This window comes from Pseudomonas sp. LB3P31 (assembly GCF_054897945.1).
Window position 1 is genome coordinate 4,696,496 of the sequence record NZ_CM142710.1, and the last position, 26,093, is coordinate 4,722,588.

Sequence of the window (26,093 nt, forward strand, 5' to 3'; positions counted from 1 at the left end):
TACCGCCGATCATCTGCATCGGTGATGACTATTTTTAAGGAGCGCATTCATGGCTGTTGGTCTTGGTCCTTTGCCAACGTTGCACCCGGTTGCCGGTTTTGAACTCGGTATTGCTTCGGCCGGCATCAAGCGCCCGGGGCGCAAGGATGTCGTGGTCATGCGCTGTGCCGAAGGTTCGACGGTCGCGGGTGTGTTTACGCTGAACGCGTTTTGCGCAGCGCCGGTGATTCTCGCCAAGCAACGAGTGCAAGGGCCGGTGCGTTACCTGCTGACCAACACTGGCAACGCCAACGCCGGCACCGGCGAACCGGGCCTGGCTGCGGCCGAGCGCACCTGTGCGAAGCTGGCTGAGCTGACTGGCGTCGATGCCAGCCTCGTGCTGCCGTACTCCACCGGGGTAATTGGCGAGCCGCTGCCAGTCGAGAAAATCGAAGGCGCGCTGCAGGCTGCGCTTGATGACCTCTCAGTGAACAACTGGGAAGCTGCTGCCACCGGCATCATGACCACCGACACCTTGCCCAAGGGGGCGAGCCGCCAGTTCGAACACGATGGCGTGACCATCACTGTCACCGGCATCAGCAAAGGCGCGGGGATGATTCGTCCGAACATGGCGACCATGCTGGGTTACATCGCCACTGACGCCAAGGTCTCGCGTGAAGTACTGCAAAACCTGTTGCTGGACGGCGCCAACAAGTCGTTCAACCGCATTACCATCGACGGCGACACCTCGACCAACGACTGCTGCATGCTGATCGCCACCGGCCAGGCTGCGCTGCCGGAAATTACCCGGGCCGAAGGCGAGCTGTTTGCCAAGCTGAAACAGGCGGTGTTCGACGTGTGCATGGAGGTCGCCCAGGCGATCGTCCGTGATGGCGAAGGCGCGACCAAGTTCGTTACCGTTGAAGTCAACGGCGGCGGAAACCACCAGGAATGCCTGGACGTCGGCTACACCGTGGCTCACTCGCCATTGATCAAGACTGCATTGTTCGCCTCCGATCCGAATTGGGGCCGTATTCTGGCCGCCGTTGGCCGTGCCGGTGTACCCGATCTGGACGTGAGCAAGATCGACGTGTTCCTAGGCGAAGTGTGCATCGCCAGCCGCGGCGCCCGGGCGGCGAGCTACACCGAAGCCCAAGGGGCGGCGGTGATGCAGCAGGCAGAAATCACCATCCGTATTGAGCTGGGTCGTGGCGATTGCAGTGAGACGATCTGGACTACTGATCTGTCCCATGAGTATGTGAAGATCAACGCGGAGTACCGTACTTAATACCCAGTCGACCCGATCGCGAGCAGGCTCACTCCTACAGAGTATTTGTGTGCAGCAACACTCTGTGTGTGACCAGTACCTGTAGGAGTGAGCCTGCTCGCGATAGCGGTCTGTCAGCCGCCAGATAAACTGGCCAGTACACACCCCCATCAAAAGGTCCCGAACATGAGCCTCCACCTGATCATCGGCGACAAACTGTATTCCTCCTGGTCCCTGCGCGGCGCGCTGGCGCTGGATCTGGCCGGTGTTCCCTACACCGAAGAACTGATCAAGCTCAACCAGCCCGACACCCGTGAGCGCCTGCTCAAGCACTCGCCGACCGCCAAGGTCCCGCTGCTGAAAACCGCACACGGCACCATCGCTGACTCCATGGCAATCGCCGAATACCTGGCCGAACAATTCCCTGCGGCCAATCTGTGGCCGAGCGACACTGCAGCCCGTGCCCAGGCGCGTTCAGCCTGCGCGCAGATGCACGCCGGGTTCTTCGCCATGCGCGGCAACATGCCGTTCGACCTGAGCCACGACGCCCCGCTGTCGCCAGTTCCGGCTGAAGTCCAGGCGGATATCGAGCGCATGCAGGCGTTGTGGGCAGAGTGCCGGGCCGCTGCGACCGACACCGGTCCGTTCCTGTTCGGCAAGGTCAGCCTGGCCGACGCCTTCTTTGCGCCGATCGCCGTGCGTCTGCGCACCTATCAAGTGCAGTTGCCGGCGGCCGACGAGGCTTACATCAATACCATCTACCAATGGCCAGCATTCAAGGCCTGGCAGCAAGCGGGTCTGGAGGAGGTGGGTCAGTGAAACGCGTACATGTAGCCGCTGCGGTCATTCGTGACAGCCACGGCAAGATCCTGATCGCCCGGCGCGCCGATACCCAACACCAGGGCGGCCTGTGGGAATTTCCGGGGGGCAAGGTCGAGGCGGATGAGTCGGTCGAAACCGCCCTGGCTCGCGAGCTTCACGAGGAACTGGGGATCGTGGTCAGCGCGGCGCGCCCGCTGATCAAGGTTCGCCACGATTACACGGACAAGCAAGTGCTGCTGGATGTCTGGGAGGTGTCGGCATTTACCGGCGAGCCCCACGGCGCCGAAGGCCAGCCACTGGCCTGGGTTGCACCGCGGGACCTGGCCGACTACGAATTTCCGGCGGCCAACCAGCCGATCGTCGCGGCGGCACGCTTGCCGGCCGAGTATCTGATCACGCCGGGAGAACTGGAAACCCCGCAATTGCTGCGCGGCATCCAGAAAGCCATCGCTGGCGGCGTCAAGCTGATCCAGCTGCGCGCACCGAACGGCTATGACCCCAAATACCGCGACCTGGCGGTGGATGCCGCCGGATTGTGTGCCGGCAAGGCGCAGTTGATGATCAAGGGGCCGTTCGAATGGCTGGGGGATTTTCCCTCGGCGGGTTGGCACATTACCTCTGCGCAGCTGCGCAAATACGCCGCTGCGGGTCGACCATTGCCCGCGTCGCGCTGGCTGGCGGCGTCTTGCCATAATGCCGAGGAATTGGCCTTGGCCGAGCAGATGGGTGTGGACTTTGTCACCCTGTCGCCGGTGCAGCCGACCCAGACTCACCCGGATGCCCAGCCACTGGGTTGGGAGCAGGCGGCAGCGTTGATCGAAGGGTTCAGCAAACCGGTGTTTTTGCTGGGGGGCGTGGGCCCGGCTGAGCGGCAGAAGGCTTGGGAGGCAGGGGCGCAGGGTGTGGCGGGGATTCGGGCGTTTTGGCCTGAGGCTTGATTCCGGGTTGAGGCTGCTGGCCCCATCGCGAGCAGGCTCACTCCTACAGGGTTCAGAGCGGTACACAATTCGTGTTACACCACCGACCCCTGTAGGAGTGAGCCTGCTCGCGATGGCGTCCTTGAGTACGCCAATTAAGCCTGGGGTTTACCCGCCGGCTGCCAAAGAATCTCCGCCACCCCCTGGCGCCTGGCAATCAACCGCGCCACCACAAACAGCAAATCCGACAGCCGATTGATGTAAGCCAACCCCACCCCGGCCAGCGGTTCCAGCGCATTCAAATGCTGGCAGCGCCGCTCCGCACTGCGCGCCAGGCTGCGGCACACATGGGCCTGGGCAATCAGCGTCGAACCGCCCGGCAAGATGAAATTCTCCAGCGGCCCTAGCTCTTCATTCCACACATCGATGGCCGCTTCCAGGCGCTCGATTTCCACGATGTCCAGTGCCTGGTACGCCGGCATCGCCAGCTCGCCACCCAGGTCGAACAACCGATGCTGGCAAGGCGCCAACACCTCGATCACTTCATTCAGCCCAGGAGTAGCCGCGCTCTCCTGCGCGAGCCCGGCCAGCAACACGCCGAGTTGGCTGTTCAACGTATCGACCTCACCAATCGCTTCAATCCGCGGGTGGTCCTTGGGCACTCGGCGGCCATCGCCGAGGCCAGTTTCGCCTGTGTCGCCGGTGCGGGTGTAGATCTTCGACAAGCGAAAGCCCATGGGTTACCTCGATAGCTGGTTGAGTTCCTGGGAGACGAGCGGGGTGCTCGCCAATGGCAGGCGCAGGGTAAAACAGGTGCCCTGACCGAGGGTCGATTGCACTTCCATCTGACCCTTGTGGTTATTGGTGATGATGAAGTACGACACCGACAGGCCAAGACCGGTGCCCTGGCCGATTTCCTTGGTAGTGAAGAACGGCTCGAAGGTCCGCTTGCGCACGCTTTCGCTCATGCCGATGCCGTTGTCCTCGACCTGGATCTCCGCCCACGGCGGGTTCAGGCGGGTGCGCAAGATGATCCGGCCCGGTTCACGATCATCCTCGCGTTGGTGAATGGCTTGGGCGGCGTTCTTCAGCAGGTTGAGCAATACCTGCTCCAGTTCGTTGGCTGTGCCGGGCACCGGGCCGAGTTGTGGGTCAAACTGGCGAATGATCGCCTGGCCCTTGAAGTCGAAACCAATCGCCAGGTCGAAGTCATTGCCGGCGATTTCCACCGCCTGGTCGATCAGCGCCGGCAGGTCGCAGGGCGCCATCTGCCGGGTGCTGCGCCGGCTGAAGCTGAGCATATGCGTGACGATCTTCGCCGCGCGAGCGCCGGCCTGCTGGATACCGTCGAGCAATTGCGGCACTTCACGGGCGACCAGGTATTGGTTGACGGTTTCCAGTTCGATGCCGATGTGCTCGGCTTGTTCGAGGTTTTTTGGCAGTTCCGGGGACAGGCGTCGGCGGATGTTCTGCACGTTATGCAGGATGGCACCCAGGGGGTTGTTGATCTCATGGGCCATGCCCGCCGCCAGGCCACCCACCGAGAGCATCTTCTCCGACTGCACCATCATTTCTTCCAGTGACAGGCGCTGGGTGATGTCATCGATACGGATCACCACGCCGCGGCCCGCGCCGCCCATCAGCGGGTAAAACGTCAGGGCGTAATGCTTGGCCTCATCATCCTTGACCCAGGTTACCCGCTCGATCTTGGCCACCGTGTGCTGCTCGACCGTTTGTTTGAGCTGCGGCAGAAACGGCTTGAGCGGTTCGAATGCGAGAAAGATCGGCTGGTTCAAGGCTTCGTCCAGGCGAGTGCCGGATAACGCACTGGCTTCCTGATTCCATTGCGTGACGTACAGTTGTTCATCCAGGGCAATCAGCGCCGACGGCATGGAGTCGATGATGCTGTTGAGGTAATTCTGGAAGCCGGTGAGTTTTTTCTCGATCTTGCTGCGCACCTGCACTTCGAGTTCCAGCTTGCGGTTGGTATGCCGGGTTTCTTCAGCCAGCCCCTGCGCCTGGTCATAGGCGGCCTGCGAGTCATCCCGGGCGCGCTTGAGTTGCTGCTCCCGGGCTTCGATGCGCGAGAGCATGGTATTGAATGCCTCGGCGAGACTGCCGATTTCATCGTGGTTGCCGCGGGACGCGCGCAGGGCGTAATTCTCCTCCCGGGTGACCTGTCGCGACAATTCTTCCAGCTGATGGATTGGCCGGGTGATCAGGCGTTTGATCTGCCGGGCGATCACCAGCCACAACAGGATGCTGAAAATCAGGATCCCCAGGCTCGCTGTCAGGGTGCCGGTATAGAACGCCATCGGCAGTTCACTGCTGGCCACCAGTAGCAGGTGGCCGGGCGCGGTGCCTGGGCGGGGCAGGGTGATCACCTGATTGGTGCGAAATTCGGTCGCCTGCCAGGATTCGATGCGCCGGTAGTGCTCCGGCAACTTGAGTTTTTCACCGTGCTGCAACTGCGCCAGTCGCTGACCCTTGCCGTCGTAGAGGGCGGCTGCGCGTAATGGCGAATAGCTGTTGAGTTCATTGAGCAGCCGCTCGGCGCTTTGCGGTGACTCCAGGGCTTCAGAGATCAGGCTCGGGTTGGACACCAGGCGGCCGATGGTCTGCAGGGCCTGGGGCGCCATGCTTTCCTGGGAAATATAATAGGCGGCGCTGATAAAGGTCAGGTTGGCGACCAGCAGGACAGTGGTCAACAGCACCAACAGGGCGGCCAGCAGTTTCTGGCCGACCGGTAGGTTTTCAAGGCGCTGGCGCAATGGCATCAGGTTAGTCGCGGCAAGGGAACAAGTGGCCAGCGTAGCCGCTGCTTAGTCGCTGGGCAATCCAAGGCTGTGCAGATGGCTGATCAGGCGCTGCTGTAATTGATTGAGGTGGGGCAGGTTCAGCTGATGCCTGTCTGCGACTTTGCAGGCATGACCCAGTAAATAGCTGATTTCGGTGCGGCGCTGGTTCGCTACGTCCTGATACATCGATGAATAGTTGGCGGCGGTGGCGTGGATCACTCGCTCGACTTCCTGCTGCAGGTCCTCGGCGGCAGCGGGTTGCCCGCAGCGCTCAAGCAGTTCGGTCAGTTCGACGCACAGCGTGGCGACTTCGCAACGGTGCTCTTGCAGGCCGCCATTGCGGCATTTGTGCAGGACTGTCAGCGGATTGATCGCACAATTGAGCGCCAGCTTGCGCCACAGGCGAGTCAGGATGTCGGGGCTCCACTCGTGGGGGATGCCCGCGGCGCTCAGGTCCTCCAGCCAGATCGGTGCCATCGGATGGCAGGTATCCCCCAGCCAGGTGTATCCGTGACCGGCAAACACCACCCGCCAGTCGCCATCGCGAAACGCACCTTCTGTGCTCGAGGCGTATATGCACCGAGCGTGCGGAACCCGCGCGGCCACGGCGTCCTGGCTGCCGAGCCCGTTCTGCAGCAGGATCACCTCGGCGTCGGCCGTCAGGCGCGGTGCGAGTTGGGCCACGGCGTCCTCGGCGTCGTAGGCCTTGCAGGCCACCAGCAGGCGCTGGATCGGCTCGCGACTGTCCGGCGACTGGGCGGCAATCGGGTAGCGCCGCGCCTCGCCATGTTCGACCAGGGTCAGTGCACCTTCCGTCTCATAAGCCTGCAGCCGCGCCCGGTCTCGCACAATCAGCGTGACTGGCACTGCGGCCCTTGCCAGGCGTGTGGCCCAGAGGGTGCCAAGGCTGCCCGCACCGAGAACATGCCAGGTGGTGGACATCAGCTTTTTGCTCTGTTTATGACGCGCATCGGATGCTCGCAGTGAATGATCGGAAAGACCCGTTATAATCAGCGCGGATTTTAACCGCAAGCCAGGCGTGCTCCATCGGCACGCCTTTTATTGGAGAGATTACATGCCGTCGTTCGACGTGGTATCCGAACTGGACAAACACGAAGTCACCAACGCGGTCGAAAACGCCGTCAAGGAACTCGATCGCCGTTATGACCTGAAAGGCAAGGGCACCTTCGAGTTCAAGGAGAAGGACTTGACCGTCAACCTGACCGCAGAAGCCGATTTTCAGCTTGAAGCCATGATTGAGATCCTCAAGCTGGCGCTGGTCAAGCGCAAGATCGATGTGCAGTGCCTTGAGGTCAAGGACGCCTATGCATCGGGCAAGCTGATGAAGCAGGAAGCCGTACTCAAGGAAGGCATCGACAAGGAACTGGCGAAGAAGATCGTCGCTCACGTCAAGGACGCCAAGCTCAAGGTACAGGCCGCTATTCAAGGCGAGCAAGTGCGCATTACTGGCAAAAAGCGTGACGACCTGCAGGAAGCCATCGCTGCCCTGCGAGCCAAAACCTTCGACATGCCGCTGCAGTTCAACAACTTCCGCGATTGATTTCGAAGGAGAACCAAGATGGATTTGAATACTGAAGTGGATAACCTGGTCAAGGCGTCCCAAGCCTGGATCCCGATGATCATGGAATACGGCAGCCGCGTGCTGCTGGCCATCCTGACCCTGGCCATCGGCTGGTGGCTGATCAACAAGGTCACGCAGAAGCTCGGTGGCCTGTTGGCACTGCGCAATGCCGACCTGGCGCTGCAAGGCTTCATCAGCAGCCTGGCGAACATCATCCTCAAGGTGTTGCTGATCGTCAGCGTGGCGTCGATGATTGGTGTCGAAACCACTTCGTTCGTCGCGGCTATCGGTGCGGCAGGCCTGGCCATCGGCCTGGCGTTGCAGGGCAGCCTGGCGAACTTCGCCGGCGGCGTGCTGATTCTGCTGTTTCGTCCGTTCCGTATCGGTGACTGGATCGAGGCCCAGGGTGTGGCGGGTACCGTCGACAGTATCCAGATTTTCCATACTGTTCTGCGTACGGGTGATAACAAGACCATCATCGTGCCTAATGGCAATTTGTCCAACGGGATCATTACCAATACCAACCGCCAACCAACCCGCAAAGTTGTATTTGATGTGGGCGTGGATTACGAAGCGGACTTGCAGAAAGCCCGAGAGGTCTTGCTCGAACTGGCCAAAGACGAACGTGTATTGGCTGAGCCAGCACCACAGGCAGTCATCTCGACATTGGGCGACAGTTCGATCACTGTTTCCCTGCGTGTTTGGGTGAAGACTGCTGATTACTGGGACGTGATGTTCATGTTCAACGAACAGTCCCGGGATCGCCTGAAAACCGCCGGTATCGATATTCCGTTTCCGCAACGGGTGATTCGAGTGGTTCAGGAAGGTGCCGTGCAGTAACAGGCATTAGCTTGAAGCAATAAAAAAGGCCCATCCGAAGATGGGCCTTTTTTGTTTACAGCGAACTAACAGCCTTCGATTACAAGATCGACAGCGGGTAGTCGACGATCAGACGGAACTCGTCGATGCTGCCTTCGCCTTGATCAGCGTTGGCGCGGTGCCATGCTTGACGAATGCGGAACGACAGATCTTTAGCTGGGCCAGCTTGAACTACGTACTTGGCTTCAACGTTGGTTTCGTGGTGTTTGCCGTCTTCGCCGTACAGGCCAGCGTAAGCGCCATTCACTGGAGCGTTGGAACCGTCGATGTCCCAACCTTTCACGTAACGGGTCATGAAGCTCAGACCAGGTACACCGTATTCGGCCATTTTCAGGTCGTAACGTACTTGAGCCGATTTCTCGCCAGGACCGTTGAAGTCAGAGTACTGGATGGAGTTGGCGAGGAAGATCGAGTCGCCGCCGCGGTTGTTTTTACCCACGCCGACGTAGTCGAACGGCGTATCGCCATTAACTTTCTGGAAGCCAACGGTGAGGGTGTGCGCTTTCAGGAACGAGAACGCAGCTGCCAGGGAGAACGCGGTGTTGCTGATTGCGCCAGCTTCAGCGCTGCCGGAATCGTCTGTGCGGTAGATGTTACCGTCCAGGTTCAGCGACTGATCGCCACCCATTGGGAGGGTGTAGTTAGCGTTGGCGTAGTACTGGTTCCAGATGTCTTCCAACTGGGCGCCATACAGCGAAACGCTGAGTTGGTCGTTAATGCCATATTTGCCACCAGCATAATTGATGGTGTCGGCTTCAACGCCTGCGTAGTTGGCCCACAGACCGCCGTCACGGCCGTTTTTGTCCTGGCTGGTCGCCGAGTAGAAGTGACCGGCTTCGAGGTCAAGATCTTTGATCTCGCTGCTTTGCAGTTGGAAACCGCTGGCAGTTTGCGGAAGGATACGCGAGCCGCCTACTGCAAACACTGGAGCAGTGCTTGGCTGCATGTCACCGGCTTTCAGTTCGGTTTTGGAGATGCGAACTTTCAATGCAGCGCCGGCTTTGCCCTGGCTGTCATTGTTTTCGCCAGCAGCGTTAGTGCTCAGGTTGCCCGAACCCGAGTACTTGTCGGAACCGTCCAGTTTGATGGCGAGGTAACCGAAAGCGTCAACACCAACACCTACGGTGCCTTGGGTGTAACCAGAGCTGAAATTGCCCCAGATGCCCTGGGTCCAGTCTTTGTCATCGGTTGCGCCGTCTTTCTTGTTACGGTTGAAGTAGTAGTTGCGGACCAGCAGATTTAATGTGCTGTCTTCAACAAAACCTTTGGCTTCGGCTTGGTCGCCTACGAAAGGTGCGGCCGTAGCCATTTGAGTGCTGGCTGCTGCTGCAACTGCCAGTGCGATCATGCTCCACTTCATCACGCGCATCGTGATTTGCTCCTTTGGTTTTTAGAAGAGTACTGCCGTCCCACCTGATTTATTATCTGGGCGGCTCTTTTCTTTTTGTGTCGGCGCAAACTTATATCACGCCGACCATGTTGGCGATACTTGCTGATCTAACCTTTCAGCATCTTTACGACCCTGTCGCAAACAGCTGGGTAGATGTCGCAAATTTACAACCCCAATGCAAGAGGACTGACAACTTTGTCGTTGTTTTCCAGGGCCTGAGCATCGGTAAAAAGAGTCCTTGGTGAAACGAGTGAATCTCCATTGGGCTACCTTGCCACTGTTTTTATTTGCCTCGGCGCTTCCACTTCCAGTGGGTACGCAAAAGGCGATGTGGGTGTGAATGCAACAAGCGTGCTCAAATCAGGTAAACACTGTTTTTTTTTCTGAACGCCTGCTTGCTGCCTTAAAAACCTCATGAATCCGGGGGTTTCAAGCCCAGTGGTTCGGGCTTGACGCCGCGAGGGGCATCGTGTGTCACGTTCCTGATCGCCCGCGCGACAAGTAAAAATGTTACCGGTTCACCCCTTCAGTGAGTAAAAGGCGGAAGCCCGACGCATCAGCGTAGACGCACTGTGCGGTTTTGGTGCAAAAAATTTGCAACGCTGTCCTGAATTCACTCAGCGCTTGCATGCTGCGGTCGCGGACGCTGCCTTGTTAATCAGTCACTTCAGCGCTTTTTCCATCCCTGTTGGTGCTGAAATGGTGCGTCCCGCACAAAAATGGCCCATGTCGGAGCGCGCTAGCTGCAGTCGTCGATGGTCGTGAAGCCAGCGGCGTTCGCAGGTATGCTGCGCGTCTGTTGCCGGGTCGCTCATTCGTCGAGATGAGCGTCGGGCCGAAAATGACCACCCGCTGGGAGTGCGCGCAGTGTTTGCCTTGGATTCACGCCTTCAACAAGACACCTTGACGATCGGGGACTTCCCGCTCTGCCGGTTGCTCTTGTCCAACGATTCGAATTACCCCTGGTTCATCCTGGTGCCACGCCGCAACGATATCAGCGAGATATTTCAGTTGGATGTCGCCGATCAGCTGCAGCTGTGGCAGGAAACCACCGCGTTGTCTGAGGTGCTAAAGGACTCGTTCGACGCCGACAAGTTGAATGTCGCGGCGCTGGGCAATGTGGTCAGCCAGTTGCACATGCATGTCATCGTGCGTAAACGCGAAGACGCCGCATGGCCGGCGCCGGTCTGGGGCAAGCACCCGGCCAGGCCGTACAGTACCGAGCAGGTCGCCGCCATCCGCGAGCGGCTGCAGCTTGTATTAACTGAAGGTTTCACGTTTCTGGAGGGTTGAATCATGAGTCTTGAGGAGCGCGTCAACGACCTGGAAAGCCGCCTGGCCTTTCAGGATGACACCATTAATACCCTTAACGATGTGCTGGTTGCGCAGCAGTCAGTCGTTGACCGCCTGCAGCTGCAGATGGCGGCGCTGATTCGTCGCCAGGCGGAGATGGTCGGCCAGTTCGAGTCTTCCGAGGAAGAGGCGCCGCCACCCCATTACTAAACAGCAAGCAATAAAAAACCGCGAACAGCCTGGCTGTTCGCGGTTTTTTTTCAGCCAGCAATCAGCGACGCGGCAGAGCCGCGATCACGTCCTCGGCTTGCAGGCCCTTGTCGCGATTCATCACGGAGAACTCCACGCGCTGGCCTTCGACCAGGACGCGGTGACCTTCGCCACGAATGGCCCGGAAATGCACAAAGATGTCATCGCCGGAGTCACGGGAAATAAAGCCGAAGCCCTTGGAGGTGTTGAACCACTTGACGGTGCCGGTATCGCGGTTGGTCATGTCGTAGCTCGGCGAAGCAGCGGCCGGTGAAGATTTGTAGAAGCTGATCGCCAGGTGCAGCAGAACGGCAATGACGGCAGCAGCGAGGCTGAACAGAACGTTGGGTTGACCGGAGACAAAAGGAATCTCCGCAAGAAGCGTCAGTGTCTGCAGGACTACAGCCAGTACCAGCAGGGCGCTGACCAGGTTTTGCAGTTGATGGCGCGGGCCTTTGTTCCAGTAGGGAATGACAGGCGCGAGGGTGAGGTTGAGCAGGCCGAAAAAGGCCAGGTACAGTGCATCGGGTTGTTGCAGGTAAGGAACAGCTTCGGTACGGAGGCTAGGGATGAAGGACAGCAGCAAAGCCGCTGCGCCCATTAGCAGGTGGACGATTTTCAACATTTTGATTAACTCACGTTAAGACGGATCACAAGGAAGAGCTGGCGGGGCACGGTTCGCTTCAGAACAATAAGAGGCGTTGGGCACGTATCCGGGGTCAGCCTATGCGCCGCGTCCGGAAAAATAGACGATGGCGACACACTGCCTATTTAACAGCAAAGCTTGTAGCTACTCAAATCAGGCAGTCCAGCGGCGTGGTGCGGGCAATTTGTCGCAGCGTGGCAGGCCATTGGGTGCTGCGGTATGGCGACAGCCTTGCTAGAGTGGTGCTGCACCTAGTGAATGGAATTCATCAGCTTTAGGGGAACCGCATGGCAATTGATATTGGTATCAGTGAAGAAGATCGCAAGTCTATCGTGGACGGACTTTCGCGCCTGCTGTCGGACACTTACGTACTTTATCTGAAAACCCATAACTTCCATTGGAACGTCACCGGGCCGATGTTTCGCACCCTGCACTTGATGTTCGAAGAGCAATATAACGAGTTGGCCCTGGCGGTGGATTCGATCGCCGAGCGCATTCGCGCCCTCGGGTTTCCCGCGCCGGGCGCCTATTCCATCTACGCGCGGCTGTCTTCCATCAAGGAAGAAGAGGGGGTGCCGAATGCCGAGGACATGATCCGGCAGTTGGTGGCCGGCCAGGAAGCCGTCACGCGCACGGCCCGGGGTATTTTCCCGTTGCTCGACAAGGTCAGTGACGAGCCCACCGCCGACTTGTTGACCCAGCGCATGCAGGTTCACGAAAAAACTGCATGGATGCTGCGTTCACTGCTGGATCAGTAACAGGGCGCAAGAGCAGTTGTGTGTAGTCCATCACCCTTTACCTTGAGCGATCTTGCTTCGGACGCTGCAGGAAACTGTCCGAAGTAGGACCCGCTCCATGATCCTCCTGCAGTTGCAGGAAAATCCTACGCAGATGGTTAAAAAGTCATCTGGATATCCCTTTTTCCCTGCGCTTCTATAGAGGCGAGCTTGCTTGCCAAGCGCCAGGGATGACAAAGGAGTGTCAAGGATATGGATAATTGCAGGGGTACAGAGGGCCGGGTCGACGCACCCAAGGTCAAGAGAATTGATCCATTCGTCAGTGAGTTCGACATGGGCCTGGCCCAGCCGTTGTCGCGATCGGTGCGCCTGAACGGGTTTGCCACCTGTCTGCGGCTGGAACAGGTCTACTGGGACATTCTCGGCGACATGGCCAGGATCAACAGCTGCTCGATCAGCGCATTATTGTCCCATGTCGATCGCGAAGTGCATCTGCGTCACGGCGGGGTGAAAAATTTCAGCGGCCTGGTCCGGGTTGTCTGCGTAGTGCACAGCCTCAAGGAAGCTCGTTCACTGGGTCATTGAGGTGAAAGTTGCAGAGTGTCGGTCTGTGCAGTCTTACGGCTGCACTGGCTGCATTTAATCGATATAATCCCGCTCTTTGCCGCAAAACCCCGGGTTTGCGGTTGCAATCTGATCGCCGAGACAACCCCCATGCCGATGTACGACTATCAATGTGCTTCCTGTGGTCATCAGTTGGAAGCCATTCAAAAAATCAGCGCTCCTGCGTTGGTTGACTGCCCTGCCTGCCAGGCGCCAGAGCTGAAGAAAATGCTGTCGATGCCAGGCTTTCGCCTCAGTGGCACCGGCTGGTACGAGACCGATTTCAAGACCGGTTCCAAGAAGAACCTGGCCGGCGGCGACAAAGCTGACTAGATTTCAGGGTCCGAGTTGAACGACACGTGCGAGCTCCTGCATCATCCAGCACCCGGGATGGGCAAGACCTCCTGCCGAATTTCGAATTACGAGAAGTGAAACCATTACCATGATGCGCAGCCATTATTGCGGCCAACTGAACGAAGCCCTGGAAGGCCAGGAAATTACCCTTTGCGGATGGGTTCACCGTCGCCGTGACCACGGTGGGGTGATTTTCCTCGATATCCGTGATCGTGACGGTCTGGCCCAGGTGGTGTTCGATCCGGACCGCGCTGAAACCTTCGCCGTCGCCGATCGTGTGCGCAGCGAGTACGTGGTCAAGGTCACCGGCAAGGTGCGTCTGCGTCCGGCCGGCGCCACCAACGCCAACATGGCCTCGGGCATGATCGAAGTGCTGGGCTATGAGCTCGAAGTGTTGAACGAGTCGGAAACTCCGCCGTTCCCACTCAACGAGTTCTCCGACGTTGGTGAAGAAACCCGTCTGCGCTATCGCTTCCTCGACCTGCGTCGCCCGGAAATGCTCGAGAAGCTGCGTCTGCGTTCGCGCATGACCACCAGCATCCGTCGCTTCCTGGACGAGAACGGTTTCCTCGACGTCGAAACGCCGATCCTGACCCGTGCCACTCCCGAAGGCGCTCGTGACTACCTGGTGCCGAGCCGCACCCACGCCGGTTCCTTCTTCGCCTTGCCGCAATCGCCGCAGCTGTTCAAGCAACTGCTGATGGTCGCCGGCTTCGACCGCTACTACCAGATCGCCAAGTGCTTCCGTGACGAAGACCTGCGCGCTGACCGTCAGCCGGAATTCACCCAGATCGACATCGAGACCAGCTTCCTCGATGAGAAAGAGATCATGGGCATCACCGAAAAAATGATCCGCAACCTGTTCAAGGAAGTGCTGGATCTGGAATTCGGCGACTTCCCGCACATGACCTTCGAAGAAGCCATGCGCCGTTACGGTTCCGACAAGCCGGACCTGCGTAACCCGCTGGAACTGGTTGACGTTGCCGACCAGCTCAAGGAAGTCGACTTCAAGGTATTCAGCGGCCCTGCCAACGATCCGAAATGCCGTATTGCCGCACTGCGCGTTCCAGGTGCTGCGAGCATGCCGCGCAAGCAGATCGACGACTACACCAAGTTCGTCGGCATCTACGGTGCCAAGGGCCTGGCGTACATCAAGGTCAACGAGCGCGCCAAAGGCGTCGAAGGCTTGCAGTCGCCGATCGTCAAGAACATCCCTGAAGCCAACCTCAATGTGATCCTTGATCGCGTTGGCGCGGTCGACGGCGATATCGTGTTCTTCGGTGCCGACAAGGCCAAGATCGTCAGCGAAGCCCTGGGCGCGCTGCGGATCAAGGTGGGCAACGATCTGAACCTGTTGACCTGCGAGTGGGCCCCGATGTGGGTCGTCGACTTCCCGATGTTCGAAGAGAACGACGACGGTAGCTTCAGCGCCTTGCACCACCCGTTCACCGCGCCGAAGTGCACCCCGCAGGAACTGGAAGCCAACCCCGCGACCGCTCTGTCCCGTGCCTACGACATGGTCCTGAACGGCACCGAGCTGGGTGGCGGTTCGATCCGTATCCACCGCAAGGAAATGCAACAGACCGTATTCCGCCTGCTGGGTATCAATGAAGCGGAACAGGAAGAGAAATTCGGCTTCCTGCTCGACGCCCTGAAATACGGCGCGCCGCCGCACGGTGGCCTGGCCTTCGGTCTGGACCGTCTGGTCATGTTGATGACCGGCGCCCAGTCGATCCGTGAAGTGATTGCCTTCCCAAAAACCCAGAGCGCGGCTGACGTCATGACGCAGGCTCCGGGTGCAGTAGATGCCAAGGCATTGCGCGAATTGCACATTCGTTTGCGCGAAACGCCGAAAGCCGAGTAAGGCTGGCCGTCAAGGCGCATCCTCCGGGGTGCGCCTTTTCTTTAGGTCGAGATTTCCAGTTGCTGGCCGACGCAATTCGCGTGGCGGGCAACGTTTCAAAAGTGAATTCGGAGCGAGTTATGGCGGGTCATTCCAAGTGGGCGAACATCAAGCACCGCAAAGAACGTCAGGATGCCAAGAAAGGCAAGATCTTCACCAAGTGGATCCGTGAACTGACCGTTGCTGCCCGCCAGGGCGGCGCTGATCCGGGTTCCAATCCGCGCCTGCGCCTGGCGCTGGACAAGGCCCTGGGCGCGAACATGAGTCGCGACATCATCGACCGCGCCGTGGCGCGCGGCGCCGGTGCTGCCGATACCGACGACATGGTCGAGCTGACCTACGAAGGTTATGGCCCGGGTGGCGTGGCGGTGATGGTCGAGTGCATGACCGACAACCGCAATCGCACCGCCGCGGCGGTGCGCCATGCGTTCAGCAAGTGCGGGGGCAACCTGGGGACTGATGGTTCGGTGGCCTACCTGTTCGAGCGCAAAGGGCAGATTTCCTTCGCGCCGGGTGTTGATGAAGACTCGTTGATCGAAGCGGCGATGGAAGCCGACGCTGATGACGTGGTCACCAACGAAGACGGCTCCATCGACGTGTTTACTTCGTTCGCTGGCTTCTACTCGGTGCGTAACGCTATGGAAGAGGCTGGGTTCAACGCCAATGACGCGGAAATCGTGATGCTGCCGACCACCAGTGCCGAACTGGACCTGGAGGGCGCCGAAAAGGTGCTCAAGCTGCTCGACATGCTCGAGGACCTGGATGACGTGCAGAACGTCTATTCCAATGCGGATATCCCGGAATCGGTAGCCGCACAGCTGGGTTGAAGCACGCTATATCGATCGCAATCTTCAGGCGCCCACACTGTAGGAGCTGCCGAAGGCTGCGATCTTTTGATCTTAAAGATCACAAACCAAAAGATCGCAGCCTTCGGCAGCTCCTACGGGGATATCCTGAGGCACCGCGATCTCCTTCCGCAGGCGTTATGACTTTAATTCTTGGCATCGACCCCGGTTCGCGCATCACCGGCTATGGCGTGGTACGTGATACCGGGCGCGGCTGCGTGTATGTGGCGTCGGGTTGCATCCGCACCGGCTCCGGCGAGCTGCACGAGCGCTTGCAAATCGTCTATCGCGGAGTGCGCGAAGTCATCCAGACCTACGGCCCGGTCACTATGGGCATCGAAAAGGTCTTCATGGCGCGCAACGCCGACTCGGCGCTGAAGCTGGGCCAGGCCCGGGGTGCGGCGATCGTTGCCGGCGCCGAAGAAAACCTGGAAATCGCCGAATACACCGCCACCCAGGTGAAACAAGCTGTCACCGGCACCGGCGCAGCCAATAAAGAGCAGGTGCAGATGATGGTCATGCACATGCTGAAGCTCACCAGCAAGCCGCAAATCGACGCCTCGGATGCCCTGGCCATCGCCATTTGCCATGCCCACACCCGCTCAAGCTTGCTGCCTCACGGCCTGGGAACGGCACGCAGTCGTGGCGGGCGCCTGCGTCTCTGATAGCATCAGCACATCTTTTCCAGGATCAAGAGGCCTGCGCCTGTGTCGTCGGCGCAAAAATCTTTCTCCTGTCTGTCGCCAGCCCGTTCTGGCCAACGCTCAAGGATCTGAAACGTGATTGGACGCTTGCGCGGCACACTGGCTGAGAAACAGCCGCCGCACCTGATTCTGGATGTAAATGGTCTGGGGTATGAGTTGGAAGTGCCCATGACCACGTTGTATCGCCTGCCGTCGGTCGGCGAACCGCTGACGCTGCACACCCATTTGGTCGTACGCGAAGACGCGCAGTTACTCTATGGCTTCGCCAGCAAGCGTGAGCGAGACTTCTTTCGTGAGTTGATCCGTCTCAATGGTGTGGGGCCGAAGCTGGCGCTGGCCTTGATGTCGAGCCTGGAAGTCGACGAGCTGGTGCGCTGCGTGCAGTCCCAGGACACCTCGGCGTTGACCAAGGTACCGGGCGTGGGCAAGAAGACGGCCGAGCGTTTGCTGGTGGAACTCAAGGATCGCTTCAAGGCGTGGGAAACGGTACCGGCGATGTTCGCCCTGGTGCCGAACCAGCCAGGTGGTCCGGATGTGGCGCCGGTCGCCACTGCCGAAAATGACGCGGTCAGCGCGCTGATTTCCCTGGGCTACAAGCCGCAGGAAGCCAGCAAGGCGATTTCCTCGATCAAGGAGAAAGGTTTGAGCAGTGAAGACATGATTCGTCGTGCCCTGAAGGGAATGATTTAAGTGATTGAAGCTGACCGTCTGATTACCGCCGCGCCCGGCCCGCGCGACCGCGAAGAGGTTCAGGACCGCGCGATTCGTCCCGTCAGCCTGGCCGAGTACATCGGCCAGCCGACCGTCCGTGAGCAAATGGAGTTGTTCATCCAGGCGGCTCGCGGGCGCAACGAATCCCTGGACCACACGCTTATTTTCGGTCCGCCGGGCCTGGGTAAAACCACCCTGGCCAACATCATTGCCCAGGAAATGGGGGTGTCGATCAAGAGCACTTCCGGTCCGGTGCTTGAGCGCCCGGGCGACCTGGCTGCGCTGCTGACCAACCTCGAGCCGCACGACGTGCTGTTCATCGATGAAATCCATCGCCTCTCGCCGATTGTCGAGGAAGTGCTGTATCCGGCCATGGAAGATTTCCAGCTGGACATCATGATCGGCGAAGGTCCGGCTGCGCGTTCGATCAAGCTCGACCTGCCGCCATTCACCCTGGTGGGGGCGACCACGCGAGCCGGCATGCTGACCAATCCCCTGCGCGATCGCTTCGGTATCGTGCAGCGCCTGGAGTTCTACAGCACTGCGGACCTGGCTACGATTGTCAGTCGTTCGGCGAACATCCTCGGTCTGCCGCTCGATCCTGAGGGCGCCTTCGAAATTGCCCGCCGGGCTCGGGGCACCCCGCGGATCGCCAACCGGCTGCTGCGGCGAGTGCGCGATTTCGCCGAAGTTCGGGCTAAGGGCCACATCACCAAGCCGATCGCCGACCTGGCCTTGAACCTGCTGGATGTCGACGAACGCGGCTTTGATCATCAGGACCGGCGCCTGCTGCTGACCATGATCGAGAAATTCGATGGTGGCCCGGTCGGGGTAGACAGCCTGGCGGCAGCCATCAGCGAAGAGCGTCATACCATCGAGGATGTCCTTGAGCCGTACCTGATCCAGCAGGGCTATATCATGCGCACCCCCCGGGGGCGGGTGGTGACGCGGCACGCCTACCTGCACTTCGGTTTAAACATCCCGTCACGAATGGGAGAGATGCCGGTGGTAGACGAATTCCTCGGCGCAGTTGACGATTAATCACTTTGCGGGCTGATCGATTCGGGGTTTGTGCTGTCTGAGGACCGTACTTTCGTGAGAAAGCCGCAGAACAATGAAAAACAGTTGCCTGGCCGGATTGGCAACCTGAGGAGTAAGCACTAGAGTATGCGCGCGCAAAACGGGCTTGAGCCTTTCGCACATCGTTGTCGCGTTTATTACGAGGACACCGATGCGGGCGGCATCGTGTATTACGTCAATTACCTCAAGTTTATGGAACGGGCTCGAACCGAGCGGCTCCGGGAGCTGGGCTTTGCCCAATCCCAGCTGGCAGGGGAGGACCTGTTGTTCGTCGTGCATTCCAGCGAAGCGCGTTACCACGCGCCGGCGCGACTGGATGACGAACTGCTGGTAAGCGCTGAAGTAAGTGAATTGAACCGTGCCAGCCTGCGTTTCAAGCAGCAGGTCAGGCGGGCAACGGATAATGTGCTGCTCTGCGAGGGGCAGTTTCTGGTGGCCTGTGTGCGCACTGAAAGTTTAAAACCCCGGGCCATTCCCGAAGCTCTACGTGCGGCCTTTGCCGACGTGAGCGGCGCGGGTACACACTCAAAGCAGGAGATAAAGCGTGGAAGCTAACGTCGTCGACCATTCCTCCATGTGGAGCCTGGTCAGCAATGCCAGTATTGTGGTGCAACTGGTAATGCTGATCCTGGTAGCCGCATCGGTGACCTCATGGATCATGATTTTTCAGCGCAGCAACCTGCTGCGCGCCGGTCGACGTGCCCTGGAGAGCTTCGAAGAGCGCTTCTGGTCGGGTATCGACCTGTCCAAGTTGTACCGTCAGGCCGGTAGCAACCCTGATCCGGATTCCGGCGTCGAGCAGATCTTCCGCGCCGGTTTCAAGGAATTTTCCCGTCTGCGCCAGCAGCCAGGCGTCGATCCGGAAGCGGTCATGGAAGGCGTGGCCCGTGCCATGCGCGTAGCCATCTCCCGCGAAGAAGAAAAGCTCGAGCAGAGCCTGCCGTTCCTCGCGACCGTGGGTTCGGTGAGCCCGTACATCGGCCTGTTCGGTACGGTGTGGGGCATCATGAACTCCTTCCGTGGCCTGGCCACTGCGCAGCAAGCGACCCTGGCCACTGTGGCCCCGGGTATCGCCGAGGCCCTGATCGCCACTGCGATCGGCCTGTTCGCCGCGATTCCAGCTGTTATCGCCTACAACCGGTTTGCTGCCCGCAGCGAAACGCTGATCAGCCGCTACTACACCTTCGCCGATGAATTCCAGGCGATCCTGCACCGCAAAGTGCACACCAGCGAAGAATAAGCAGGTAATTTCCAATGGCTTTAATCGCTCGAGCTCGCAAAAAGCGCAAGCCGGTCGCCGAGATGAACGTAGTGCCCTACATCGACGTGATGCTGGTGCTGCTGGTCATCTTCATGGTGACCGCGCCGATGCTCAATCAGGGCGTGAAAGTTGATCTGCCCAAGGTTTCCAGCGAAGCCTTGCCGCAGGACAACAATACTCAGGTCCTGACCATTTCGATCAAGGCTGACAAGACCTATTACTGGAACCTTGGCAGCGAAGTCGATACCCAGAAACAGCAGGACAAGGCCATGACCTTGCCGCAGATGACCGACGCGGTGACCAAGATCATTCGCGCCGGCACTGAAGGCGGCAAGCACACCCAGGTCTTCATTCGAGGCGACAAGACCGTCGATTATGGATCGGTCATGGGCGCCATGGGCGGTCTCCAGAAAGCCGGGGTCGGTAATGTTGGCTTGATTACCGAGGCGCCCTGATGCAGCAACAACGAGAGCCGACAGCCTCGGAAAGCTACTTCTGGCCTAGTGTCTGGGCGATTGGCTTGCACGTGCTGGTATTCGGCATGTTGTTTGTCAGCTTCGCCATGACGCCGGAGTTGCCGCCGGCCAGGCCGATCGTCCAGGCGACTCTGTACCAGCTGAAATCGAAAAGTCAGGCGACCACCCAGACCAATCAGAAGATTGCGGGTGAGGCGAAGAAATCCGCCGCGCGCCAGACCGAAGTCGAGCAGATGGAGCAGAAGAAGATCGAGCAGGAAGCCATCAAGGCTGCGGAACAAAAGAAGGAAGATGCGGCTCAAAAGGCCGAAGAATCCAAGAAGGCCGACGAGACCAAGAAAGCGGACGAGGCGAAAAAGGCTGATGAGGCCAAGAAAGCCGACGAAGCCAAGAAGACCGCCGAAGCCAAAAAGGTTGAAGAGAAACAATTGGCTGATATAGCCAAGAAGAAATCTGAAGAAGAAGCCAAGAAGGCTGCTGAAGAAGAGGCCAAGAAAGCGGCCGCTGAAGAAGCGAAGAAAAAGATCGTCGAAGACGCGAAGAAAAAAGCTGCAGAAGACGCCAAGAAGAAGTCCGACGCTGAAGAGGCGAAGAAGAAAGTCGCCGAAGACGCGAAGAAGAAAGCTGCCGCCGATGCTGCGAAGAAAAAATCGCAGGAAGCGGCCCGTAAATCCGCCGAAGACAAAAAGGCCCAGGCCTTGGCAGATTTGCTTTCCGACACGCCGCAGCGTCAACAAGCCTTGGCGGACGAGCAGGGCGACGAAGTCGCTGGCAGTTTCGATGACCTGATTCGTGCTCGAGCAGCAGAGGGCTGGGCTCGCCCACCTTCGGCACGCAAAGGCATGACGGTCGTGCTGCAAATCGGCATGTTGCCGGATGGAACAGTGACCTCGGTCACCGTCGGCAGATCCAGCGGCGATGGTCCGTTCGATGCTTCGGCAGTGGCAGCGGTCAAGAATATTGGACGTTTGACAGAAATGCAGGGAATGAAGCCGAGCGATTTTGCTCCGTATCGTTCATTCAAGATGACATTCACACCTGAGGATCTAGCCTTGTGAGAAACCTTCTTCGAGGAATGCTTGTCGCTATCTGCTGCCTGGCAGGGATGGCGGTAGCAGATGAAAAGAACATTCTGGTCACCAGTGGCAGTGATCGGGCGACACCTATTGCAGTTGTTCCATTCGGCAACCAGGGCGGCAGCGTGCTGCCGGACGACATGGCCGAGATCATCGGTAATGACCTGCGCAACTCGGGTTACTACTCGCCGATCCCGAAACAGAACATGATCAGCCAGCCAAGCCAGGCCAGCGAAATCATCTACCGTGACTTCAAGGCGCTGGGCGCCCAGTACGTCATGGTCGGCAGCATTGCGCCAGCGGGCGGTCGCCTGCAAGTTCAATATGCCCTGTTCAACGTCGCTACCGAGCAGCAAGTGCTGACCGGCAGCGTGTCGGGCAGTGTTGATCAATTGCGTGACATGTCGCACTACATCGCTGACCAGTCGTTTGAAAAACTCACCGGTATCAAAGGTGCGTTCTCGACTCGCCTGCTGTACGTGACAGCCGAGCGTTTCTCCGAGAAGAACACGCGCTACACGCTGCAACGTTCGGACTACGACGGTGCCCGCGCGGTCACCCTGCTGCAATCACGCGAGCCGATCCTGTCGCCGCGTTTTGCACCGGATGGCAAGCGCATCGCCTATGTCTCGTTCGAGCAGAAGCGTCCGCGTATCTTCATGCAGAACATCGACACCGGTCGCCGCGAGCAGATCACCAACTTCGAAGGCCTGAATGGCGCGCCAGCCTGGTCGCCGGATGGTCAGCGCCTGGCATTCGTATTGTCCAAAGATGGTAACCCTGACATCTATGTGATGAACCTGGGTTCGCGTCAGATCACTCGTGTTACCAATGGTCCCGGCATCAACACCGAACCGTTCTGGGGTAAAGATGGTTCGACCATCTACTTCACCTCCGACCGTGGCGGCAAGCCGCAGATCTACAAGACCAGCGCAGGCGGTGGTGGTGCGGAGCGTGTAACTTTCATCGGTAACTACAACGCCAACCCTAAATTGTCAGCTGACGAAAAGACCCTGGTGATGATCCATCGTCAGGAAGGCTTCACCAATTTCAAGGTGGCGGCCCAGGATTTGCAGCGCGGTAGTGTAAAGATACTCACTGATAGCACTCTGGACGAGTCGCCTACTGTTGCGCCCAACGGCACCATGGTAATCTACGCCACCCGCCAGCAGGGCCGGGGAGTCTTGATGCTCGTGTCCATCAATGGACGCGTAAGGCTCCCGCTTCCTACCGCACAAGGCGAAGTCAGAGAACCTTCCTGGTCCCCTTACCTGAACTGACGCGGCGCTACACGTTGTACTTAACACACTGGGGTTCATTAGGAGTTTCACGATGGAAATGCTGAAGTTTGGTAAATTTGCTGCGCTGGCTCTGGCCATGGCTGTAGCTGTAGGTTGCTCGTCCAAAGGCGGCGACAATGCCGGTGAAGGCGCTGCTGTTGATCCAAACGCTGGTTACGGCGCCAACACTGGTGCAGTTGACGGCTCCCTGAGCGAAGAAGCTGCTCTGCGCGCGATCACCACTTTCTACTTCGAATACGACAGTTCGGACCTGAAGCCAGAAGCCATGCGCGCTCTGGACGTTCACGCCAAGGACCTGAAAGCTAACGGCGCTCGCGTTGTTCTGGAAGGTAACACCGACGAACGTGGTACTCGTGAGTACAACATGGCACTGGGCGAGCGTCGTGCGAAAGCCGTTCAGCGCTACCTGGTACTGCAAGGCGTTTCTCCAGCTCAGCTGGAACTGGTTTCCTACGGCGAAGAGCGTCCAGTTGCTACCGGCAACGACGAGCAGTCCTGGGCTCAAAACCGTCGCGTCGAACTGCGTAAGTAATTCGTCATGCGAACGTGCCGTCGTGCTGTAACTATTCTGGCTCTCAGCCTCGCACCGCTTGCGGTGTGGGCTGCGGTTCCTGTGGTCGATAACAACTCCGGCAATAGCGGGAGCAGTTATCCGCCTGCGGGTTACGGTACGAACGGCGCCTATGCCGGGGGAGGGGTTTCGGCCCCTGTCTCGGCACAGGGCGAGCTGTTCAACCAACTGCAATCCATGCAGGAGCAGATCTCGCGCCAACAAGGCATCATTGAAGTTCTGCAAAACGATGTATCGCGCATGAAGCAGGAAAGCCTGGAGCGATACCAGGATCTTGATCGGCGCATTGGATCCGGCGTTGCACCAGCCGCGACTCCTGAAAATTCTTCCACCGGTGGCGATTTGAATGCCCCCGGTGCAGCAGCAGGTGCTGGAGCGGCTGCCGCCCAGGCACCGGCCCAGGCAGCAGGTACCGAGCCGGCTGATCCGGCGAAGGAAAAACTGTATTACGATGCAGCCTTCGACTTGATCAAGGCCAAGGATTTCGACAAGGCCAGCCAGGCTTTTGCCGCTTTCCTGCGCAAGTACCCGAACAGCCAGTACGCGGGTAACGCCCAGTACTGGTTGGGCGAAGTGAACCTGGCCAAAGGCGACCTGCAAGGTGCAGGTCAGGCGTTTGCCAAGGTTTCGCAGCTGTATCCCAAGCATGCCAAGGTGCCTGACTCGCTGTACAAGCTGGCTGACGTGGAACGCCGACTGGGTCATACCGACAAGGTCAAAGGCATTCTGCAGCAGGTGGTTGCCCAATATCCTGGGACTTCCGCCGCACAGTTGGCCCAGCGCGACTTGCAGCGAATGTAAGGCTGCCTGAACCGTTTTGAAGAAACCCGCACTTGCTGCGGGTTTTTTCGTTAGAATTCACGCCCTTTTTCTGAAACACCGCTTTTTGGAATTCGCGCGTTGGCGGGGTTCCTTCAAGTGCCTGACGGAGGCGGACAGCCTGTTTAGCTGTTACGCCCGTGGCGACTATGCAAGACACATTGAGAATCACCGAAGTATTTTACTCGTTGCAGGGTGAAACGCGGACGGCCGGGCTGCCCACTGTTTTTGTGCGCCTGACCGGTTGTCCACTGCGTTGCCAGTACTGCGACAGCGCCTACGCCTTCACGGGCGGCACGGTTCGCCCGCTCGATGACATCCTCGAGCAAGTGGCCGGCTTTCGTCCGCGTTATGTGTGTGTCACCGGCGGCGAGCCGTTGGCGCAACCCAACGCTATCCCTCTGCTCAAGCGCCTGTGTGATGCCGGTTACGAAGTGTCACTGGAAACCAGTGGTGCGCTCGACATCGCGGCAGTAGATTCGCGGGTGAGTCGCGTCGTCGACCTGAAAACCCCGGGTTCGAAGGAAGCGCACCGCAATCGCTACGAAAACATCGAGCTGCTCACGCCCAACGACCAGGTGAAGTTTGTCATCTGTTCCCGGGAAGACTACGACTGGGCCGTGTCCAAGCTGATTCAGTACGGTCTGGATCGGCGTGCCGGCGAAGTCCTGTTTTCCCCCAGTCACCATGACCTGAATGCTCGGGACCTGGCGGATTGGGTCGTGGCGGACAACCTGCCAGTGCGCCTGCAACTGCAGCTGCATAAATATCTATGGAATGACGAGCCGGGGCGCTGAAATGACTGAACAACTGAACTCTGCGGAAAAACGTGCGGTAATCCTCCTGTCCGGCGGCCTGGATTCGGCCACGGTCGTGGCCATGGCCCGAGCAGAAGGCTACAGCTGCTACACCATGAGTTTCGATTATGGTCAGCGCTCCCACGCCGAGCTGCACGCGGCCGAACGCGTCGCGCGGGACCTGGGCGTGGTCGAGCACAAGGTCATCGGTTTGAACATGAACGGCATGGGCGGCTCGGCACTGACCGACAGCAGCATCGATATCCCGGAGGAGGCCGGTGAAGGCATTCCGGTTACCTACGTTCCCGCACGAAACACGGTGTTCCTGTCTCTTGCGTTGGGCTGGGCTGAAGTACTCGGTGCGCGTGACATCTTCATTGGTGTGAACGCCGTCGACTATTCCGGTTACCCGGATTGCCGTCCCGAGTTCATCGAGTCCTTCGAGCGCATGGCTAACCTCGCGACCAAGGCTGGCGTGGAAGGCAACGGCTTCCGCATCCAGGCGCCGTTGCAGAACCTGAGCAAAGCGCAGATCGTCGAGGCCGGGGTAAAGCTGGGTGTCGATTACGCGCTGACGGTTTCCTGCTATCAGGCCGACGATGACGGCCGTGCGTGCGCCAAATGCGACAGCTGCCGCCTGCGTGCAGAAGGCTTCGCGGCAGCCGGAATCAGCGACCCAACCCGCTATTTTTGATTTATTTCAAATTAGGTGTTGAATAGTCCTTAAAAATCAGTATTATACGCGCCACCACACAGCGGGTCGTTAGCTCAGTTGGTAGAGCAGTTGGCTTTTAACCAATTGGTCGTAGGTTCGAATCCCACACGACCCACCATTTTTGTAGCAGTTTTAAAAGTCTGGAAGGCCCACGCAAGTGAGGATTTCCGGATTTTTTTTTGCCCGCGATTTGAGTCCGGCCCGGATCGGGCCCGCATCAGCGCATTTCAGAATGATCTTTTGCATCCACTGGATATTCTGTAGCCTTGCGCAGCTCCAACGTTGTCCGTGCCTGATGAATACTCACTTTCCCGGCGG

At 58.9% G+C, this 26,093-nt stretch carries 29 protein-coding genes and 1 tRNA gene; 25 read left to right on the forward strand and 5 right to left on the reverse strand.

What is annotated here, in order from left to right; genetic code table 11:
• Positions 1-49 precede the first annotated feature (49 nt).
• The 3 genes from argJ to ACYZTK_RS21360 all read left to right on the forward strand — a co-directional run bounded on the left by argJ (position 50) and on the right by ACYZTK_RS21360 (position 3,006).
• Complete coding sequence (gene argJ / locus ACYZTK_RS21350) at positions 50-1,267, forward strand: bifunctional glutamate N-acetyltransferase/amino-acid acetyltransferase ArgJ (protein WP_462011649.1); 1,218 nt, start codon at positions 50-52, stop codon at positions 1,265-1,267.
• A gap of 165 nt (positions 1,268-1,432) precedes the next feature.
• Positions 1,433-2,065, forward strand: a complete 633-nt coding sequence (locus ACYZTK_RS21355; RefSeq protein ID WP_462011650.1) for a glutathione S-transferase family protein — start codon at positions 1,433-1,435, stop codon at positions 2,063-2,065.
• On the forward strand, positions 2,062-3,006 hold the full coding sequence (locus ACYZTK_RS21360; RefSeq protein WP_462011651.1) for a Nudix family hydrolase: 945 nt from the start codon (positions 2,062-2,064) through the stop codon (positions 3,004-3,006). The genes ACYZTK_RS21355 and ACYZTK_RS21360 overlap by 4 nt, the downstream gene beginning before the upstream one ends.
• 134 nt (positions 3,007-3,140) lie before the next feature.
• Here ACYZTK_RS21360 and ACYZTK_RS21365 read toward each other — a convergent pair whose 3' ends face one another.
• From ACYZTK_RS21365 to ACYZTK_RS21375, 3 genes are read right to left on the reverse strand one after another with little or no spacing between them, the layout of a single operon-like run.
• Positions 3,141-3,722, reverse strand: coding sequence for a cob(I)yrinic acid a,c-diamide adenosyltransferase (locus ACYZTK_RS21365; protein ID WP_462011652.1), 582 nt, complete (start codon positions 3,720-3,722; stop codon positions 3,141-3,143).
• 3 nt (positions 3,723-3,725) lie between these two features.
• Positions 3,726-5,762, reverse strand: coding sequence for a sensor histidine kinase (locus tag ACYZTK_RS21370; RefSeq protein ID WP_462011653.1), 2,037 nt, complete (start codon positions 5,760-5,762; stop codon positions 3,726-3,728).
• 45 nt (positions 5,763-5,807) lie between these two features.
• A complete protein-coding gene (locus ACYZTK_RS21375; protein ID WP_462011654.1) occupies positions 5,808-6,725 on the reverse strand; it encodes a putative 2-dehydropantoate 2-reductase in 918 nt (305 codons plus the stop codon).
• 133 nt (positions 6,726-6,858) lie between these two features.
• On the opposite strand from ACYZTK_RS21375, the gene ACYZTK_RS21380 reads away from it, so the two are divergent.
• Positions 6,859-7,344: a YajQ family cyclic di-GMP-binding protein gene (locus tag ACYZTK_RS21380; protein WP_007906601.1), complete on the forward strand. Its 486-nt coding sequence runs from the start codon at positions 6,859-6,861 to the stop codon at positions 7,342-7,344.
• 18 nt (positions 7,345-7,362) lie between these two features.
• Entirely contained in the window at positions 7,363-8,205 is an 843-nt protein-coding gene (locus ACYZTK_RS21385; protein WP_462011655.1) for a mechanosensitive ion channel family protein, read from the forward strand.
• Positions 8,206-8,284: 79 nt separating this feature from the next.
• Here the strand turns inward: ACYZTK_RS21385 and ACYZTK_RS21390 are convergent, their stop codons facing one another.
• Complete coding sequence (locus tag ACYZTK_RS21390) at positions 8,285-9,613, reverse strand: OprD family porin (RefSeq protein WP_462011656.1); 1,329 nt, start codon at positions 9,611-9,613, stop codon at positions 8,285-8,287.
• Positions 9,614-10,501: 888 nt separating this feature from the next.
• Here ACYZTK_RS21390 and ACYZTK_RS21395 point away from each other — a divergent pair.
• Positions 10,502-10,927, forward strand: coding sequence for an HIT domain-containing protein (locus tag ACYZTK_RS21395; RefSeq protein ID WP_462011657.1), 426 nt, complete (start codon positions 10,502-10,504; stop codon positions 10,925-10,927).
• A 3-nt stretch (positions 10,928-10,930) separates the two neighbouring features.
• Positions 10,931-11,137 (forward strand): SlyX family protein, encoded by a 207-nt coding sequence (locus ACYZTK_RS21400; protein ID WP_462011658.1) that lies wholly within the window; start codon positions 10,931-10,933, stop codon positions 11,135-11,137.
• Between the two features lie 61 nt (positions 11,138-11,198).
• Here ACYZTK_RS21400 and ACYZTK_RS21405 read toward each other — a convergent pair whose 3' ends face one another.
• On the reverse strand, positions 11,199-11,801 hold the full coding sequence (locus ACYZTK_RS21405) for a cold-shock protein (RefSeq protein ID WP_462011659.1): 603 nt from the start codon (positions 11,799-11,801) through the stop codon (positions 11,199-11,201).
• 308 nt (positions 11,802-12,109) lie between these two features.
• Here ACYZTK_RS21405 and ACYZTK_RS21410 point away from each other — a divergent pair, with 308 nt between their 5' ends.
• From ACYZTK_RS21410 to ACYZTK_RS21495, 18 genes are all read left to right on the forward strand, one after another.
• Positions 12,110-12,580, forward strand: a complete 471-nt coding sequence (locus tag ACYZTK_RS21410) for a Dps family protein (RefSeq protein WP_045058235.1) — start codon at positions 12,110-12,112, stop codon at positions 12,578-12,580.
• Positions 12,581-12,811: 231 nt separating this feature from the next.
• The gene (locus ACYZTK_RS21415) at positions 12,812-13,144 is read left to right on the forward strand and encodes a ribbon-helix-helix domain-containing protein (RefSeq protein WP_462011660.1); all 333 of its coding nucleotides are present in this window, start codon (positions 12,812-12,814) and stop codon (positions 13,142-13,144) included.
• A 129-nt stretch (positions 13,145-13,273) separates the two neighbouring features.
• Positions 13,274-13,495, forward strand: a complete 222-nt coding sequence (locus ACYZTK_RS21420) for an FmdB family zinc ribbon protein (RefSeq protein WP_045058234.1) — start codon at positions 13,274-13,276, stop codon at positions 13,493-13,495.
• A gap of 109 nt (positions 13,496-13,604) precedes the next feature.
• Positions 13,605-15,380: an aspartate--tRNA ligase gene (gene aspS, locus ACYZTK_RS21425; protein ID WP_462011661.1), complete on the forward strand. Its 1,776-nt coding sequence runs from the start codon at positions 13,605-13,607 to the stop codon at positions 15,378-15,380.
• A gap of 119 nt (positions 15,381-15,499) precedes the next feature.
• Positions 15,500-16,246: a YebC/PmpR family DNA-binding transcriptional regulator gene (locus ACYZTK_RS21430; RefSeq protein WP_462011662.1), complete on the forward strand. Its 747-nt coding sequence runs from the start codon at positions 15,500-15,502 to the stop codon at positions 16,244-16,246.
• A gap of 158 nt (positions 16,247-16,404) precedes the next feature.
• On the forward strand, positions 16,405-16,929 hold the full coding sequence (gene ruvC / locus ACYZTK_RS21435) for a crossover junction endodeoxyribonuclease RuvC (RefSeq protein WP_019693260.1): 525 nt from the start codon (positions 16,405-16,407) through the stop codon (positions 16,927-16,929).
• Between the two features lie 114 nt (positions 16,930-17,043).
• Complete coding sequence (ruvA, locus tag ACYZTK_RS21440) at positions 17,044-17,658, forward strand: Holliday junction branch migration protein RuvA (RefSeq protein ID WP_462011663.1); 615 nt, start codon at positions 17,044-17,046, stop codon at positions 17,656-17,658.
• A complete protein-coding gene (gene ruvB, locus ACYZTK_RS21445) occupies positions 17,659-18,720 on the forward strand; it encodes a Holliday junction branch migration DNA helicase RuvB (protein ID WP_462011664.1) in 1,062 nt (353 codons plus the stop codon). It begins immediately after the preceding gene.
• 126 nt (positions 18,721-18,846) lie between these two features.
• Positions 18,847-19,314 carry a tol-pal system-associated acyl-CoA thioesterase gene (ybgC, locus tag ACYZTK_RS21450; protein WP_462011665.1) on the forward strand — a complete coding sequence of 156 codons (468 nt, stop codon included), beginning with the start codon at positions 18,847-18,849 and terminating at the stop codon, positions 19,312-19,314.
• A complete protein-coding gene (gene tolQ, locus ACYZTK_RS21455; protein WP_017340467.1) occupies positions 19,304-19,999 on the forward strand; it encodes a protein TolQ in 696 nt (231 codons plus the stop codon). Before ybgC ends, tolQ begins: the two co-directional genes overlap by 11 nt.
• A 23-nt stretch (positions 20,000-20,022) precedes the next feature.
• Positions 20,023-20,475, forward strand: coding sequence for a protein TolR (gene tolR / locus ACYZTK_RS21460; RefSeq protein ID WP_462014946.1), 453 nt, complete (start codon positions 20,023-20,025; stop codon positions 20,473-20,475).
• The gene (tolA, locus tag ACYZTK_RS21465; protein WP_462011666.1) at positions 20,475-21,554 is read left to right on the forward strand and encodes a cell envelope integrity protein TolA; all 1,080 of its coding nucleotides are present in this window, start codon (positions 20,475-20,477) and stop codon (positions 21,552-21,554) included. Before tolR ends, tolA begins: the two co-directional genes overlap by 1 nt.
• A gap of 17 nt (positions 21,555-21,571) precedes the next feature.
• On the forward strand, positions 21,572-22,852 hold the full coding sequence (gene tolB / locus ACYZTK_RS21470) for a Tol-Pal system beta propeller repeat protein TolB (RefSeq protein WP_462011667.1): 1,281 nt from the start codon (positions 21,572-21,574) through the stop codon (positions 22,850-22,852).
• A 52-nt stretch (positions 22,853-22,904) separates the two neighbouring features.
• A complete protein-coding gene (gene pal, locus ACYZTK_RS21475) occupies positions 22,905-23,405 on the forward strand; it encodes a peptidoglycan-associated lipoprotein Pal (RefSeq protein WP_045058224.1) in 501 nt (166 codons plus the stop codon).
• A 6-nt stretch (positions 23,406-23,411) separates the two neighbouring features.
• On the forward strand, positions 23,412-24,245 hold the full coding sequence (gene ybgF / locus ACYZTK_RS21480; RefSeq protein WP_462011668.1) for a tol-pal system protein YbgF: 834 nt from the start codon (positions 23,412-23,414) through the stop codon (positions 24,243-24,245).
• 167 nt (positions 24,246-24,412) lie between these two features.
• Complete coding sequence (queE, locus tag ACYZTK_RS21485) at positions 24,413-25,060, forward strand: 7-carboxy-7-deazaguanine synthase QueE (protein ID WP_462011669.1); 648 nt, start codon at positions 24,413-24,415, stop codon at positions 25,058-25,060.
• Position 25,061: 1 nt separating this feature from the next.
• A complete protein-coding gene (queC, locus tag ACYZTK_RS21490; protein WP_462011670.1) occupies positions 25,062-25,754 on the forward strand; it encodes a 7-cyano-7-deazaguanine synthase QueC in 693 nt (230 codons plus the stop codon).
• 63 nt (positions 25,755-25,817) lie between these two features.
• Positions 25,818-25,893 (forward strand) — tRNA-Lys (locus ACYZTK_RS21495).
• Positions 25,894-26,093 lie beyond the last annotated feature (200 nt).